The following is a 15,219-nucleotide window of genomic DNA, read 5'->3' as shown; positions in this document are numbered from 1 at the left end:
TGGATTTTTATATCTATTCAGAATTTTCCATGAAAGGAATTATATTATGGCATACAGAACACATAACTGTAACGAGCTTACATTTGATAATCTCAACCAAAGAGTTCAGCTTGCAGGTTGGGTAGACACAATCCGTGACCACGGCGGTGTTGCATTCATCGACCTCAGAGATGAGTACGGTGTAACACAGGTTGTTGTAAACGATGATGACCTTATCAACCATCTTCGCAAGGAGAGCGTTATCTCTGTTGAGGGTGTTGTTGTTAAGCGTGATGAAGAAACAATCAATCCAAAAATCGCAACAGGCGAGCTTGAAGTAAAGGTTGACACTCTCAAGGTGCTCAATCCTTGCACAGAGAATTTGCCTTTTGAAATCAGCGAAAGCAGAGAAACCCGTGAGGATGTTCGTCTTTCTTACCGTTTCCTTGATTTGAGAAACAAAAAGGTTCACGACAACATTATTTTCAGAAGCCAAGTTGTTTCATATCTTCGTCAGAAGATGACCTCTCTCGGCTTTACCGAAATCACTACTCCGATTTTGACTTGTTCATCACCGGAGGGTGCTCGTGACTACATCATTCCGTCTCGTAAGCACGAGGGTAAGTTCTACGCTTTGCCGCAAGCACCACAGCAGTTCAAGCAACTTCTTATGACTTCGGGATTTGACAGATACTTCCAGATTGCACCTTGCTTCCGTGATGAGGACGCAAGAGCAGACCGTTCACCGGGCGAGTTCTATCAGCTCGACTTTGAGATGGCTTTTGCAACTCAAGAGGATGTATTTGAGGTTGCCGACGAAGTTCTTTATGATACTTTTGAAAAGTTTGGCGGAGGAAAGAAGATTTCTCCAAAGCCATTTGTAAAAATTCCTTATGACGAGGCTATGCTTAAGTACGGTACAGACAAGCCTGATCTTCGTAACCCTCTTGAAATTGTTGACCTCACAGAATTCTTCTCTGATGTAGAATTCAAGGCATTCAAGGGCAGACCTGTTCGTGGTATCAATGTACCGGGTTGTGCAAAGCAGTCAAAGGGCTGGTTTGAAAAGATGCTCAAGTACGCACTTGAAATCGGCATGAAGGGTCTTGGCTATATCGAAGTTCTTGAGGACGGCTCATACAAAGGCCCTATCGACAAGTTCCTTCCTGATGATAAGAAAGAGGAACTTCGCTCAATCTTCAACTTCAAGACAGACGACACATTGTTCTTCATTTGCGACACACCAAAGGTTGTCAATGAACTTGCAGGTATGATCAGAACAGAGCTTGCAAACCGTCTTGACCTTATCGATAAAGACAGATTTGAATTCTGCTACATCACAGACTTCCCAATGTTTGAGCGTGACGAAAACGGTCAGCTTATCTTTACACATAACCCATTCTCAATGCCGCAGGGCGAAATGGACGCACTTCTCAACGAAGAGCCGACAAAAATCAAGGCTTATCAGTACGACATTGTTTGTAACGGTGTTGAACTTTCATCGGGTGCTGTTCGTAACCACAGACCTGATGTTATGGTTAAGGCGTTTGAAATGGCTGGATACAGCGAGGATACCGTTAAGGAGAAATTCGGTGCTCTTTATAACGCATTCCACTATGGTGCACCGCCTCATGCAGGTATGGCACCGGGTGTTGACCGTATGATTATGCTCCTTAAGGATGAAGAGAATATCCGTGAAATCATTGCATTCCCTATGAACAGCAACGCACAGGATATGCTCCTCGGTGCACCAAACTATGTAACCGAACTTCAGCTTCGTGAAACTCACATCAAGCTTCGCAGACCGGTTGAAAAGGACAAATAATTTTTGGAGGCAAATATAATGCAAATTACTCCTGATTTAATTAAATATCTTGAAAAATTGGCTCGTATCACATTGACAGAGGACGAGGAAAAGAAAGTCGGCAACGAACTTCAGGACATCCTCACCTATATTGATATGCTCAACGAGCTTGATACAGACGGTGTTGAGGCTATGAGCCACTGCTTCCCTGTAACAAATGTTATGAGAGAAGACGAGGTTCAGCCGTCAATGTCGGCAGACGAAATTGTTGCCAATGCTCCTGAAAGTCAGGACGGCTGTTTCGTTGTGCCAAAGACTGTTGACTAAGGAGGGAATAGAATGGAAATTTATGAAATGACTGCCCTTCAGGTTGCAGAAAAAATTAAGAACAAAGAAATAACATCTATGGATGCGGTGGAAAGTGTTGCAAAGGCTATTGAGCAAAAGGACGGCACTTATAACTGCTATGTTTCACTCGATAAAGAGTCTGCTTTGCAGCAGGCAGAGCGTGCTCAAAAGAAGATTGATTCGGGCGAGGCCACATCACTCCTTGCAGGTGTTCCGATTGCTATTAAGGACAATATTTGCGAAAAAGGCAAATTGACTTCTTGTGCATCAAAAATTCTTTCAAACTTCAAACCTCCGTATAACGCAACCGTTATCAATAAACTTAATGATGCCGATATGGTAACTTTCGGTAAAGTTAATATGGACGAGTTTGCAATGGGCTCAACAACCGAAACTTCATTTTACGGTGCAACAAAGAATCCTTGGGATATAACAAGAGTTCCGGGCGGTTCATCGGGTGGTGCGGCAGCTTCTGTTGCCGCTGACGAAAGCATTATTGCTCTCGGCTCCGATACAGGCGGTTCAATTCGTCAGCCTGCATCATTCTGCGGCGTAACAGGTCTTAAACCGACTTACGGTGCTGTATCCCGTTACGGTCTTATCGCATACGCATCATCACTTGACCAAATCGGACCTCTCGGCAAAGATGTTCTTGATGTTGCAGGTGTGTTCAATGTAATCAAGGGTAAGAATGTCAAGGACGGCACTTCAATGGAAAGTGAAGCCTTTGACCTTGCCGATATTAAACTTGATAACCTCAAGGGTAAGAAAATCGGTATTCCAAACGATTACTTCGGCGAGGGTATCAATGCAGAGGTTGTAGCAGGCGTAAAAGCTGCCGCTCAAACTCTCAAAGATCTCGGTGCAGATGTTGAAGAGTTTGATATGCCTATCGTTAAATATGCAATCCCTACCTATTATATTATAGCCTGTGCAGAAGCTTGCTCAAATCTTTCCCGTTTTGACGGCATTAAGTACGGTTATAAGTCAAAGGATGCTTTCAATCTCACGGATGTATACTTCAAGTCCCGTTCGGAGGGCTTCGGTATGGAAGTTAAAAAGCGTATTATGCTCGGCAACTTCGTGCTTTCATCAGGCTACTTTGATGCTTATTATAAGAAAGCACTTCAGGCAAAGGGACTTATTTGCAAGGCGTTTAACGAAGCGTTCCAAAAGTATGATTTTCTCCTCGGTCCTGTTGCTCCGACAACAGCACTTAAGATGGGTGAAGGTCTTTCAGACCCGCTTGCAATGTACCTTGGCGATATTTATACGGTTATGATTAATATTGCAGGCTTGCCGTCACTTGCACTTCCTTGCGGCTTTGATACAAATTCAATGCCAATCGGTATGCAGCTTATCGGCAAACCGTTTGATGAAAAAACGATTCTTTCAGCCGGCTATGCTTATCAAAATGTAACCGACTGGCATAAAAGAAAACCGAATCTTTAATAGGAGGCAGTAAATATGGATTATGTTACCGTTTGTGGTCTTGAAGTTCATACAGAGCTTGCCACTAAAACAAAGATTTTTTGCAACTGCACAACAGAATTCGGCGGAGAGCCAAACACTCATGTTTGCGAGATTTGCTCCGGTATGCCGGGCACTCTCCCTGTTGTAAACAAGAGAGTTGTTGAATTTGCGGTTCGCACAGGTCTTGCACTCAACTGCGAGATTACACAGTATAATAAGTTTGACAGAAAAAATTATTTCTATCCTGATTTGCCAAAGGCTTATCAAATTTCACAGCTTTATCTTCCGATTTGCAGAAACGGCTGGGTAGAGATTAACGATAGCGTAAACGGCGGCAAAAAGAAGGTTAGAATTCACGAAATCCATATGGAAGAGGACGCAGGAAAGCTTGTTCACGATGAGTGGACAGACAGCACTCTTGTAAACTACAACCGTTGCGGTGTGCCTCTTTTGGAAATCGTGTCGGAACCTGATATTGCAAGTGCCGATGAGGCAGTTGAATATGTTGAAAAGCTCCGTGCAATTCTTCAGTTCTGCGGTGTTTCAGACTGCAAGATGCAGGAGGGCTCGCTCCGTGCCGATGTAAATGTTTCTGTTATGGAAAAGGGTGCAACCGAATTCGGCACAAGAACAGAAATGAAAAATATCAACTCGTTCAGAGGTATTCACAATGCTATTGAGGCAGAAACCGAGCGTCAAATCGAGCTTATCGAGGACGGCGGCAAGGTTGTGCAGGAAACTCGCAGATGGGATGACAGCAAGGGCGTTTCTACTTCTATGAGAAGCAAGGAAGATGCACAGGACTACAAGTATTTCCCGGAGCCTGACCTTCCTCCGATTGAACTTTCAGATGAGTATATTGAGGGTATCAGAGCATCGCTTCCTGAACTTCCCGAAGCTAAAAAGGCAAGATATATCAGCGAATATTCTCTTACAGAATACGATGCAAACATTCTTTGCTCCGATAAGGCATATGCAAAGTTGTTTGATAAAACCGTTGAGATTACCAAAAATCCAAAGGACTCCGCTCACTGGATTATGGGCGACCTTATGAAACTTATGAATGATACCCAGACTTTGCCTGAAAACATTTCTTTCAGAACAGAGAGCCTTGGTGAGATTATCAATCTTGTAAATTCAAACAAGGTTTCTCGTGAATCTGCAAGAAAGGTGCTTAAGGCAGTGTTTGACGATGATGTAATTCCTGAGGATTATGTCAAGGCAAACAATATGGAAATGGTATCCGACACAGGTGCAATTCAGTCCGTTATTGAGGAAATTATTGCAAATAACGAAAAAGCTGTTGCAGAATATAAAGAGGGTAAGGACAAGTCCTTTAACTTCCTTGTCGGTCAGTCAATGAGAGCACTCAAGGGCAAAGCTCCGTCAAGCGAAGTAACAAGAATTCTCAAAGAATTGCTTGGTTGAGATTATAAATAATAAAAGTGTATCGAAAAAGTCTTTTTGACACGTTGTAGGCTGTTGAGAAAGGCTCTGAATTTCGTTTTCTTGCGAACTTTGCTGTACGATGGTACCGCTTGTGAGCAAAAAACGAAAAACGCCAAAAGTACCGCAAACTCGATGTTTGCGGTACTTTTCCTTAAATAGTATTATTAAAATAATAGTATTCCGGGATAGGCAAGCCTATCACCTACTTAGTGTGTGTTAATATAATTTTGGCGTGGTTCAGAGGCTTTATCGACAGTCTGAAGCGTATCGAATTTTCGATACGCTTTTTGTTATGCTGTTAAGTGTTTTTATTATTCTCTATTTTCTGCTTCGCTTGCACGCTTTGTAACGATGTGGTCGTGTACTTGGTCGGCAAGGTCGCCATGGAGTTTGAACTTTGCAGTAAACACGATAAGCGAAAGTAAAATGAGTACAGGAGGAATGGCAAAGCATATAATGCCGATTCCCGTCTTTGTTGAACCATTGATTTGCTTTGTTGCAGATGTGATTTGCTCGTTGTAGTTCATCGCAGCCAATCCGCCAAACAAAACAACGGTTTGAATGGTGTATGCCATTTTCTGCAAAAAGCCTTTCATTGAGAAGGTGATGGATTCGTTTCTCTCGCCGTTTTTGAATTCGCCGTAGTCAACAATGTCTGCAAGGAATACTGTCTGTCCTACAAACATTGCGGCAATGCCGGTTGACGAAATGATGTATGCAATATCAAGTGCGATGGTGATTTTGAGTATAGGTCCAAATACAAACATTAATACATATCCTATTATGGTTACAATCAAGGTGATTTGGTAAATAACTTTTTTGTTGAGCCATTTTGACAGGATAGGAATAACAAGCAAGCCGAGTACGGAACCGACTGCACCGATTGTTTGGAACAATGATTGTGCCTTTGGATTGCCGAGTACATCCGTAAAGTAGTAAACGGCAGTACCCGATGTTAAATACCATCCTGCGTTTGAAAGCATTGCAACAACCATAAATACAATAAGCTGGTCGTTGTGCTTGATAACGGAAAAGATTTTTTTAAATGAAAACTTTGTTTTCTCTCCGTAAACAACATTTTTTTCTTTTGTGCTGAATACACAAATTGCCGAGAAAACTACAAGCATAATCGCAAGTATCCCCGCCCATCTTGAAAATCCTGTTGCACTGTAACCCTTGTCGGTCTTTACACCTGTTGAGAGCAAAGGCAAAATGATAGGAGAAGCAACTGTTACAATGCCTTGACCCAATCCTGAGAAAGTTCTTGCAACGGTTGAAACAAGGTTTCTGTCTTTAGGGTCGGAGGTGAAACTCGGAATCATACTCCAATACGGAATGTCTGCCATTGTATTTGTCATACCCCAAAGCACATACATAATGCCGATATAAACATAAAGTGCCGTTCCGCTCAGTCCGAATTTTGTAAAGAGTAAAAACAGTACAACTGCATTTGACATTGCACCTATCAAAATCCACGGTCTGTATTTGCCGTGCTTTGTGCGTGTGTTGTCAACAATCGTTCCCATCATTGGGTCGTTGATACCGTCCCAAATTCTTGCAAGTGGGGTAAGAAGCAACAAAAATCCCTCTTTAAGCCCCAAAACGCTCGATAAATAATAACTAAGGAATGAATAAAACATACCGTAGCTCAGGTCAAGCCCTATTGCACCCACGCCAAAGCCGATTTTTTCACCCCAGGTGGTTTTTCTTTCTTCCATCTAATCACCATAGCTTTCGTTAGTATAATATAAGTATTATAACATATATATAGTGCTTTTGCAATTTCAAATATTGTTATATATTACAAAAGAGTTACAATTTTTGTAACTAAACTTTAACCTCTGTTAAATATAATTATAGAAGATTTTTCTTGACTTAGTCGTGTGATACTATTATAATGAAAGAGAAGTGGGGTGACTCCCCATAAAGTGTATTGCAGAAACACACAAAACCCTAATTTTTTGAAAAATGTGGGGAACAAAATTAATTTTTCGGGAGGAGGACGCAAAATGGACAACTATTTGTATGGCTATCGTGTGCATAAATTGGATGCAAAAAGTCGTATTGCCATTCCTTCTCATATGCGTTCACGCCTCGGCGAAGAATTTGTTGCTTCTCTCGGACTCGGTGATTTCATCTCGCTTTATCCGCAGGATCAGTGGGAAGAACTTTTAAATAATGTTCAAAACAGCAAGCTTCCGACCGAAAAAAAGAAAAAGATTTCTATGTATCTTGTTTCATCGGCAGACAAGGTAAGCCTTGACACTCAGGGCAGACTTCTTGTCGGCGACCGCCTTAAGGATAAGGTATCGCTTGCGGGAGAAAAAGAAGCTGTTGTTTTCGGTAATATCAATCATATCGAAATTTGGAACAAAGCCAAGTTTGAAGAACAGGTTGCTTCTATCAGCAAGGAAGAAGTTATCGATATTATGGACGAGCTCAACGGTATAGGTATCTGAGATGGAATTTGTACACAAGAGCGTTTTGTTTGACGAATCAATTGAGTCACTCAATATAGACAGCACAAAAACAATAGTTGACGGTACGGCAGGCGGCGGAGGCCACTCAAAGGCAATCGCGGCAAAAGCCGGCAGACTCATCGCGATAGACCAAGATCCCGATGCGATTAAGGTTCTTCACGAGCGTCTGGACGATTTGGGGAATGTCACTGTTGTTCAAAATAATTTTTCCAATGTTGATCAAGTTTTGAAGGAGCTAAATGTGGCATCCATTGACGGAATGCTGCTTGATTTGGGAGTAAGCTCCTTCCAACTTGATACAGCAGACAGAGGATTTTCGTATCACAAAGACGCACCGCTTGATATGCGAATGAGCAAATCGGGTTTAAGTGCAAAGGATGTTGTCAATACTTACAGCGAAGAAGAACTTGCCAATATCATTTTTAAGTACGGGGAAGAAAAGTTTTCTCGCAGAATTGCAAAAAACATCGTTCTTTTCAGGCAGGACAAGCCTATTGAAACAACAGGCGAACTTGTGGACATTATCAAAGCTTCATATCCAAAAGCAAAAATGCGAGATTCTCATCCGGCAAGAAAAACGTTTCAGGCACTTCGCATAGAGGTAAACGCAGAACTCGATGTTCTTGACAAAACGCTTGATAAAGCACTTGATTGCTTGGCACCGGGCGGCAGAATTTCGGTTATCACTTTTCATTCGCTTGAGGACAGAATAGTCAAGGAAAAATTTAACAAATGGGTTAATCCTTGTACTTGTCCAAAAGAATTCCCTGTTTGTGTTTGCGGCAACAAACCGCTCGGCAGACTTGTGTTTAAGTCAAAAGCACCCACAGAAGCGGAACTTGAAGAAAATCCGAGAGCAAGGTCATCAAGGCTCAGATGTTTTGAAAAATTCTAAAATATATCTTTATCATATATTAATTACATTATTATAAACGGAGGTGAATATAGTGACAAATACAAACGATTTTCGCAGATACTCGTATCAAAACGATACATCTTATATGCTAAACGGCTTTAATGTTTCCCGTTCGTCGGCTGCTCCAAAGCGTAGAGAAGAAGATTTTCCCGAAACCGGCAGAACACTCAGAGTTCGTGAAAATGACAGCGTAAAGTCCTCGTCGCAAATAAAACGCGAGCAGGTGCTTTGTGCAAAAAGAGTTGTTGCACTTTTATTGACAGCGGCTATCGTAATCGGATTTGTCGGCTTAACTCTATATTCTTTTGCCGTTAAAAATGAACTTACAAGAGAAATATCAAGTGCTAAGGTTAACATAGCAAATGCTCAAAGCGAAAATATCAGCTTGCAGAGCGAACTTGATACTATGGTGTCAATCAGTATGATTGATGATTATGCGGTTAATAAGCTCCATATGACAAAAATGAAATCAAATCAAATTCAATATATGGATGTAACCCAATACAAACAAGATTATATGAAAAAAATAGATCAACACAAAACTCTTGCCGAACAGCAGTTGAGTAATAAATAAAATTATACAGCGTACTATATAAGAGAGTCGGATTTTTCCTACTCTCTAAAATGCTTTTTTATAGGCAGTCGAAATTGGGCGAAAAATGAAGCGAGGTGATAACAATGTCAAACGATTTTAAAAAGCAGGGACTTAGACGAATCGCAATATTGGCTGTTGTTATTGCTTTTCTTTTTTCACTTGACGCATTCAGAGTGTTCTATATTTCAACGGTTAAAGGTGCCGAGTATTCCGCAAAAGCCGAAAGTCAGCAGCTTTCTGATACCGAAATTGCGGCAAAACGCGGTTCTATTTATGACAGCGACGGCAATGTTCTTGCTCAATCGGCAACAACTTGGGATATTTTTCTCGATTCAAAAAATATTACCGACAAAAGCAGAGATAAACTCGTAAATGGACTTGCAAAGATTTTGAAACTTGATGACGAAGGCAAAGCGGAACTTCTCCAAAAGAGCAAAAAAGATACTCACTATGTCGTTGTTGCCGAACAGGTTGAAAACGATATTAAGGAAAAAATCACAAATTTTAAAATTAAAAATAAGTTTTCAAGTATGATTGGCACGGAGCAAAATACAAAGCGTTATTATCCTTACGGCGAATTTGCTTCAAACATTCTCGGCTTTACGGGCGATGATAATCAAGGTCTTTACGGTTTGGAATATTATTACGAGGATGAATTGAAGGGTACAAACGGCAGAATTATCACCGTAAAAGACGCTCAAAAGCATAATTTGCCTACAGATTACGAAACATCGATTGATGCCGTTGACGGTAATTCGCTTGTACTTACTCTCAATCAAAATATTCAATATACCCTTGAAAAAAATTTGTCTGCCACAATGAACGAGTACAAGGCAAAGGGTGCGTACGGTGTTGTTATGAATTGCAAAACGGGTGCTGTGCTTGCTATGGCTTCACTTCCCGATTATGACTGCAACGAGCCGTATAAACTTACATATTCAAAAAACATCAAGGCTGTTGAAAAAATCACCGATGAAGATGAAAAGGTTGCCGCAAAATCCGAGGCAATTCAAAATCAGTGGAACAACTTTGTTACTTCAAGTACATATGAGCCGGGTTCGGTATTTAAGACATTTATCGCCGCTGCGGCTCTTGAAGAAAATGTTGTAAATCTTAACACAACATACACCTGCACGGGTTCTATCAGGGTTAAGGATTATGTTATGAAGTGCCATTACCATCCGGGTCACGGTACCGAAACATTTACACAAGGTCTTGAAAATTCATGCAATCCGTTTTTTATTACCGTAGGTCAAAAACTCGGCGTGCATAATTATTTCAAATATTTTGAAGCGTTCGGCTTTACTCAAAAAACAGGCATTGACCTTCCCGGTGAGGCAGGCTCGCAGTACTACAAAGAAAATCAGTACGGTATAGTAGAACTTTCTTCTGCTTCATTCGGTCAGTCAAACAGTTTGACACCTATTCAGCTTTGCACCGGTCTTTGTGCAATAGCAAACGGCGGCACACTTTTAAAGCCGTATGTTGTTGACCATATTATTGATGCAAACGGAAATACCGTTAAAAAAACTCAACCTACCGAGGTAAGAAGAGTTATCAGTGAAGATACTTCAAAAAAGGTTAGAGGTATGATGAAGTCCGTTGTTGACAACGGTACCGGTAAAAACGGTTATGTTGCAGGTTACCGTGTAGGCGGTAAAACAGGTACTTCAACAAAGCTTGCCGAATCTACAAACGGCAAAACAAAGTATATTGTATCATTTGCGGCAATCGCTCCGTCAGATGACCCGCAAATCGCAATGATTATCATTATGGATGAGCCAAACGAAGATTTGGGCGGCGGTGCTCTTTGTGCTCCGATTGCGGCTCAGGTTATTGAAACCGGTATGCAGGAACTTAACATTGAACCTGAATATGACGAAAAAGAAAGCAAAAATCTTTCTGTATTCACACCTAATGTAATCGGCAAAACCGTAAGTGCTGCAAAATCGGCACTTAATTCAAAAAATCTCAAATGCAAGGTTGTAGGCAACGGCAAAAAGGTTGTTCGTCAATCACCGGCGTCATCGTCAACAATTCCTACAAACGGTACAGTTGTTCTTTATACAACAAATGAAGAAAAACAAACCGCTACTGTTCCGGATTTCTCGGGACTTACAATAAGCGAAGCTAATGAATTGGCAAGCGAAAACAATCTTAATATCGAAATTAACGGCATTAACCTTTCTGCATCAAATGTTGTGGCTTATCGCCAGTCAACCGAAAAGGGTGCAACCGTTTCTGCCGGCACGGTAATCACAGTATCGTTTAAGAATACAAATTCAGTTCTTGACTGATAATATATAGGAGTGAGAAAATGAAACTTTCACAGATTTTAAAAGATGTAAAGGTAAAAAATGAATATAAAGAAGTTGAAGTAAAGGATGTAACAGCCGATTCCCGTCAGGTTGAAGAGGGCTACCTTTTTGTGTGCATAAAGGGTGCGTCGTTTGACGGCCATTCGGTTGCCGAAGAAATGCTCAAAAAAGGTGCGGCGGCTGTTGTGTGCGACCACGATTTGGGTCTTGTAAATCAGGTAATTGTTGATGACACACGCAAGGCATATTCTCCTATATGTGCTTCATTTTTCGGCAATCCTGCCGACAGCCTAAAACTTATAGGACTTACAGGTACAAACGGCAAAACAACCACAACATTTTTGATTAAGCAGATTTTGGAAAATGTCGGTAAAAAATGCGGCCTTATCGGTACTGTTCAAAATATGGTGGGAAGCGAAGTCTATCCTGCACATTATACCACTCCGGACCCTCACGAATTGCAGGCACTTTTCAGAAAAATGGTTGATGCAAACTGCGAATACTGTATTATGGAGGTTTCTTCACAAGCACTTGCACAGGGCAGAGTAGAGGGTATTCACTTCCATATCGGTGCATTTACAAATCTCACTCAGGACCATCTTGATTATCACAAAACATGGGAAAATTATTTTGAGGCTAAAAAGCTCCTTTTCAAGGCTTGCGATACAGCCGTTACAAATGTTGACGACAAGTATGGCCTTAAGATTGTTGAAGGCTGTAATTGCAAAACCGTTACCTACGGTGTTGACAATATGAAGGCGGATTACACCGCAAGAAATGTTCGCTTTTCTTCACAGGGCGTTAAGTATGACCTTATCGGTGAAAAAATCGGCAGAGTAGATTGCCCTATTCCCGGCAGATTCAGCGTATACAATTCGCTTTGTGCAATTTCTGTTGCATTGACACTCGGTGTTGATTTTACCGATGTGCTTGAAGCAATCAGCAAGTCAAACGGAGTTAAGGGCAGAATTGAGGTTGTGCCTACACCAAATCAGGATTATACTGTTATCATTGACTATGCTCACTCTCCTGACGGACTTGAAAATATTATTTCATCTCTTAAAGAAATTGCAAATGGCAGAGTTGTTACAGTATTTGGTTGCGGCGGTGACAGAGATAAAACCAAGCGTCCTAAGATGGGCAAAATCGCTGCTGACTTGTCTGATTTCTGCGTTGTAACTTCCGATAACCCAAGAAGCGAAAATCCAAGCGATATTATCAAAGACATTCTTGAGGGAATGAAGGACAGCAAAACCCCTTATGAGGTAGTTGAAAACAGAAAAGAAGCTATTGCGTGGGCAATGAAAAATGCGAAAAAGGATGATATAATTCTCCTTGCAGGCAAAGGACACGAAACATATCAAATCCTTCCGACCGGCACAATTCATTTTGACGAAAGAGAAGTTGTGGCAGAAGTTTTAGAGGAACTTAACAAATAATGGAAAAACTAAAATTATCAGAAATTGCTCCTTGTTTGGGTGCAACATATAACAGAGATGCCGAATTTGATTCGGTTTGCATAGATACAAGAAAAATCACAAAGGGCTGCCTTTTTATATGTATTAAGGGTGAACGCTTTGATGCTCATCAATTTGCGGATGAAGCTTTGTCGCTCGGTGCATCGGCTGTTATGATTCATTCCGACATTAAACCGAACGGTGCATACATTAAGGTTGCCGACACAGCAAAGGCTATGCTCAGCCTTTCGGGATATTATCGTTCAAAATTTAATATTCCTGTTGTGGGTCTTACAGGCTCGGTAGGCAAAACAACTACAAAGGAGTTTACTCATCTTGTTGTTTCGGCAAAGTACAATGCCATTAAAACGCAAGGCAATCTTAATAATGAAATCGGCGTTCCGCAAATGTTGTTTCAGCTTAACAACAGCGTAGAAGCCGCAGTTATCGAAATGGGTATGAATCATTTTGGCGAAATCTCCCGACTTGTCAATGAAGTAAAACCTACAATCGGCCTTATTACAAATATCGGCGTTTCGCATATTGAAAATCTCGGCTCTCGTGAGGGAATTTTAAAGGCAAAACTTGAGCTTTGCGAGGGACTTGCAGACGGTGCACCGCTTATTTTAAACGGTGACAACGATATGCTTCAAACCGTAAAAGACGAAAATCACAAGGTTGTTTTTTACGGAATTGAAAATGGTGAATTCAAGGCAGAAAACATTGTTGAAACAGAAAATTCAACATCGTTTGACATTGTGTATTACGGCAAAACTCAGCACATTGTTATTCCTACAATCGGCATACATAATGTGTATAATGCTCTTGCGGCATTCACTGTAGGTTATTTTTTGGATGTCGAGCCACAGGCGGCGGCAGATGCACTCGGCACATATGTGCCTGCCGGAATGAGGCAAAAAGTAGTTGATGTTGACGGCATAACTTCAATTGAGGATTGCTACAACGCTTCGCCCGATTCTATGCGTGCCGCAATTAAAACACTGAGCAACATTAAGGGTAATAAAAAAATTGCCGTACTCGGTGATATGCTTGAACTCGGTGACTACGCAAAAACCGCTCATACTAATGTCGGAGCTATGGTAGGCGAAAATAAAATCGATTATCTTTTTGCTTACGGTAACGATGCAAAATACTATGTTGAGGGTGCAAAGCAAAGCGGAGTTAAAAACGCATTTTTGTTTGATGACAAAGAAAAATTGTCAGATATGCTTTTAAAAACCGCAAGCCTTGGCGATGCTGTACTTTTTAAAGGCTCACGAGGTATGAAACTCGAGGATGTTATAAATACTGTATATAAAGGATGGAGAAAACAATGAGCACAACAGTTGCACTTATCATAACCGCTGTTATATCTTTCGGTATCACAGCCGGACTCGGATTTGTAATTATTCCGTGGCTTCGTAAATTAAAATTCGGTCAAACAATTTTGGACATCGGTCCGTCATGGCACAAGTCAAAGCAGGGCACTCCTAATATGGGCGGCTTGATGTTTATTATCGGTATCATCGTTGCGTTTGTTATCGGTGCGCTGACTTTTACTCTTTCGGGCGGCAAACTTGAGAGCGATTATGCTTCGGTTCTTGTCGGCAGAGATAAGGTGCTTATCATCGCAGGTCTTTGCCTTGCGTTCGGTTGCGGTGTTATCGGTTTTACAGATGACTTTATCAAAATCAAGCTCAAGAGAAATGAGGGCTTAACCGCAAAGCAAAAGTCATTCGGTCAGCTTGTTATGGCACTTGGCTACACGGCTACTCTTTGGCTTTCGCACAACACGGTTTGGTATTTGCCTTTTATCGGCAATGTTAATTTTGAAAAAAATATTGTTACAGGCGTTGTCTTTTGGCTTGTTTCAATTTTCATTATAGTTGGATGCGTAAACAGCGTAAACCTTACCGACGGTATTGACGGTCTATGTTCAAGCGTAACCGTAACCGTTGCCGTTACATTTATTATTGCGTCGGTTATTCTTAAGTTTGCAGGACTCGGCATTCTTTCTGCCGCACTTCTCGGCGGCGTTTTGGGCTTCCTTTGCTGGAACTGGAACCCTGCAAAAACATTTATGGGCGACACGGGTTCGCTTTTCCTCGGCGGTCTTGTTACCGCACTCGGTTTTGCAATCAAGTGTCCGCTTCTTCTTGTTCTCATCGGTCTTGTGTATGTGTGCGAAACTATGAGTGATATTATTCAAATCGGATATTTCAAAATGACTCACGGCAAGCGTATTTTCAAAATGGCACCTATTCATCACCATTTTGAAATGTGCGGCTGGAAAGAAAAGAAAATCTGTGTTGTATTTTCAATCGTAAATGCAGTAGGATGTGCAGTTGCACTTGTTCTTATGCACTTTGGTTATTAACTGTAAAAAAATCTACGAAAGGA

The 15,219-nt window shown here is 41.3% G+C and carries 12 protein-coding genes; 11 read left to right on the top strand and 1 reads right to left on the bottom strand.

Translation table 11 applies throughout. The annotated features are described in order from the left end of the window. Window positions 1-46 precede the first annotated feature (46 nt). From aspS to gatB, 4 genes are read left to right on the top strand one after another with little or no spacing between them, the layout of a single operon-like run. Complete coding sequence (gene aspS / locus Q0E08_RS07215) at window positions 47-1,804, top strand: aspartate--tRNA ligase (RefSeq protein WP_294778442.1); 1,758 nt, start codon at window positions 47-49, stop codon at window positions 1,802-1,804. An 18-nt stretch (window positions 1,805-1,822) separates the two neighbouring features. Continuing rightward, window positions 1,823-2,110, top strand: coding sequence for an Asp-tRNA(Asn)/Glu-tRNA(Gln) amidotransferase subunit GatC (gene gatC, locus Q0E08_RS07210; RefSeq protein WP_078767968.1), 288 nt, complete (start codon window positions 1,823-1,825; stop codon window positions 2,108-2,110). Between the two features lie 12 nt (window positions 2,111-2,122). After that, window positions 2,123-3,583: an Asp-tRNA(Asn)/Glu-tRNA(Gln) amidotransferase subunit GatA gene (gene gatA / locus Q0E08_RS07205; RefSeq protein WP_294778440.1), complete on the top strand. Its 1,461-nt coding sequence runs from the start codon at window positions 2,123-2,125 to the stop codon at window positions 3,581-3,583. A 15-nt stretch (window positions 3,584-3,598) separates the two neighbouring features. Beyond that, the gene (gene gatB / locus Q0E08_RS07200) at window positions 3,599-5,032 is read left to right on the top strand and encodes an Asp-tRNA(Asn)/Glu-tRNA(Gln) amidotransferase subunit GatB (RefSeq protein ID WP_294778438.1); all 1,434 of its coding nucleotides are present in this window, start codon (window positions 3,599-3,601) and stop codon (window positions 5,030-5,032) included. Window positions 5,033-5,364: 332 nt separating this feature from the next. On the opposite strand, the gene Q0E08_RS07195 is transcribed toward gatB, so the two are convergent. Then, the gene (locus Q0E08_RS07195; protein ID WP_294778437.1) at window positions 5,365-6,771 is read right to left on the bottom strand and encodes a glycoside-pentoside-hexuronide (GPH):cation symporter; all 1,407 of its coding nucleotides are present in this window, start codon (window positions 6,769-6,771) and stop codon (window positions 5,365-5,367) included. Between the two features lie 291 nt (window positions 6,772-7,062). On the opposite strand from Q0E08_RS07195, the gene Q0E08_RS07190 reads away from it, so the two are divergent. The 7 genes from Q0E08_RS07190 (at window position 7,063) to mraY (ending at window position 15,196) form a co-directional block, all read left to right on the top strand. Continuing rightward, the gene (locus Q0E08_RS07190; protein WP_294778435.1) at window positions 7,063-7,512 is read left to right on the top strand and encodes a division/cell wall cluster transcriptional repressor MraZ; all 450 of its coding nucleotides are present in this window, start codon (window positions 7,063-7,065) and stop codon (window positions 7,510-7,512) included. Between the two features lies 1 nt (window position 7,513). Further along, window positions 7,514-8,428, top strand: a complete 915-nt coding sequence (gene rsmH, locus Q0E08_RS07185) for a 16S rRNA (cytosine(1402)-N(4))-methyltransferase RsmH (protein WP_294778433.1) — start codon at window positions 7,514-7,516, stop codon at window positions 8,426-8,428. Window positions 8,429-8,480: 52 nt separating this feature from the next. After that, window positions 8,481-9,023 carry a hypothetical protein gene (locus tag Q0E08_RS07180; protein WP_294778431.1) on the top strand — a complete coding sequence of 181 codons (543 nt, stop codon included), beginning with the start codon at window positions 8,481-8,483 and terminating at the stop codon, window positions 9,021-9,023. A 104-nt stretch (window positions 9,024-9,127) separates the two neighbouring features. Then, window positions 9,128-11,341, top strand: coding sequence for a penicillin-binding transpeptidase domain-containing protein (locus Q0E08_RS07175; RefSeq protein ID WP_294778429.1), 2,214 nt, complete (start codon window positions 9,128-9,130; stop codon window positions 11,339-11,341). A 20-nt stretch (window positions 11,342-11,361) separates the two neighbouring features. Next, window positions 11,362-12,801, top strand: a complete 1,440-nt coding sequence (locus Q0E08_RS07170) for a UDP-N-acetylmuramoyl-L-alanyl-D-glutamate--2,6-diaminopimelate ligase (RefSeq protein ID WP_294778427.1) — start codon at window positions 11,362-11,364, stop codon at window positions 12,799-12,801. Continuing rightward, window positions 12,801-14,156: a UDP-N-acetylmuramoyl-tripeptide--D-alanyl-D-alanine ligase gene (gene murF / locus Q0E08_RS07165; RefSeq protein ID WP_294778425.1), complete on the top strand. Its 1,356-nt coding sequence runs from the start codon at window positions 12,801-12,803 to the stop codon at window positions 14,154-14,156. The genes Q0E08_RS07170 and murF overlap by 1 nt, the downstream gene beginning before the upstream one ends. Then, on the top strand, window positions 14,153-15,196 hold the full coding sequence (gene mraY / locus Q0E08_RS07160; RefSeq protein WP_294778423.1) for a phospho-N-acetylmuramoyl-pentapeptide-transferase: 1,044 nt from the start codon (window positions 14,153-14,155) through the stop codon (window positions 15,194-15,196). The genes murF and mraY overlap by 4 nt, the downstream gene beginning before the upstream one ends. Window positions 15,197-15,219: the final 23 nt, after the last annotated feature.

Source organism: uncultured Eubacterium sp., assembly GCF_934561735.1.
Classification (GTDB): Bacteria; Bacillota; Clostridia; order Oscillospirales; family Acutalibacteraceae; genus Eubacterium_R.
This window is presented reverse-complemented; position numbering and strand designations above follow the sequence as displayed.

What these genes read in the sequence shown, in the direction of transcription:
- aspS (WP_294778442.1), top strand. Translation starts at nt 47, where the DNA reads ATGGCATACAGAACACATAACTGTAACGAGCTTACATTTGATAATCTC.
- gatC (WP_078767968.1), top strand. Translation starts at nt 1,823, where the DNA reads ATGCAAATTACTCCTGATTTAATTAAATATCTTGAAAAATTGGCTCGT.
- gatA (WP_294778440.1), top strand. Translation starts at nt 2,123, where the DNA reads ATGGAAATTTATGAAATGACTGCCCTTCAGGTTGCAGAAAAAATTAAG.
- gatB (WP_294778438.1), top strand. Translation starts at nt 3,599, where the DNA reads ATGGATTATGTTACCGTTTGTGGTCTTGAAGTTCATACAGAGCTTGCC.
- Q0E08_RS07195 (WP_294778437.1), bottom strand. Translation starts at nt 6,771, where the DNA reads ATGGAAGAAAGAAAAACCACCTGGGGTGAAAAAATCGGCTTTGGCGTG.
- Q0E08_RS07190 (WP_294778435.1), top strand. Translation starts at nt 7,063, where the DNA reads ATGGACAACTATTTGTATGGCTATCGTGTGCATAAATTGGATGCAAAA.
- rsmH (WP_294778433.1), top strand. Translation starts at nt 7,514, where the DNA reads ATGGAATTTGTACACAAGAGCGTTTTGTTTGACGAATCAATTGAGTCA.
- Q0E08_RS07175 (WP_294778429.1), top strand. Translation starts at nt 9,128, where the DNA reads ATGTCAAACGATTTTAAAAAGCAGGGACTTAGACGAATCGCAATATTG.
- Q0E08_RS07170 (WP_294778427.1), top strand. Translation starts at nt 11,362, where the DNA reads ATGAAACTTTCACAGATTTTAAAAGATGTAAAGGTAAAAAATGAATAT.
- murF (WP_294778425.1), top strand. Translation starts at nt 12,801, where the DNA reads ATGGAAAAACTAAAATTATCAGAAATTGCTCCTTGTTTGGGTGCAACA.
- mraY (WP_294778423.1), top strand. Translation starts at nt 14,153, where the DNA reads ATGAGCACAACAGTTGCACTTATCATAACCGCTGTTATATCTTTCGGT.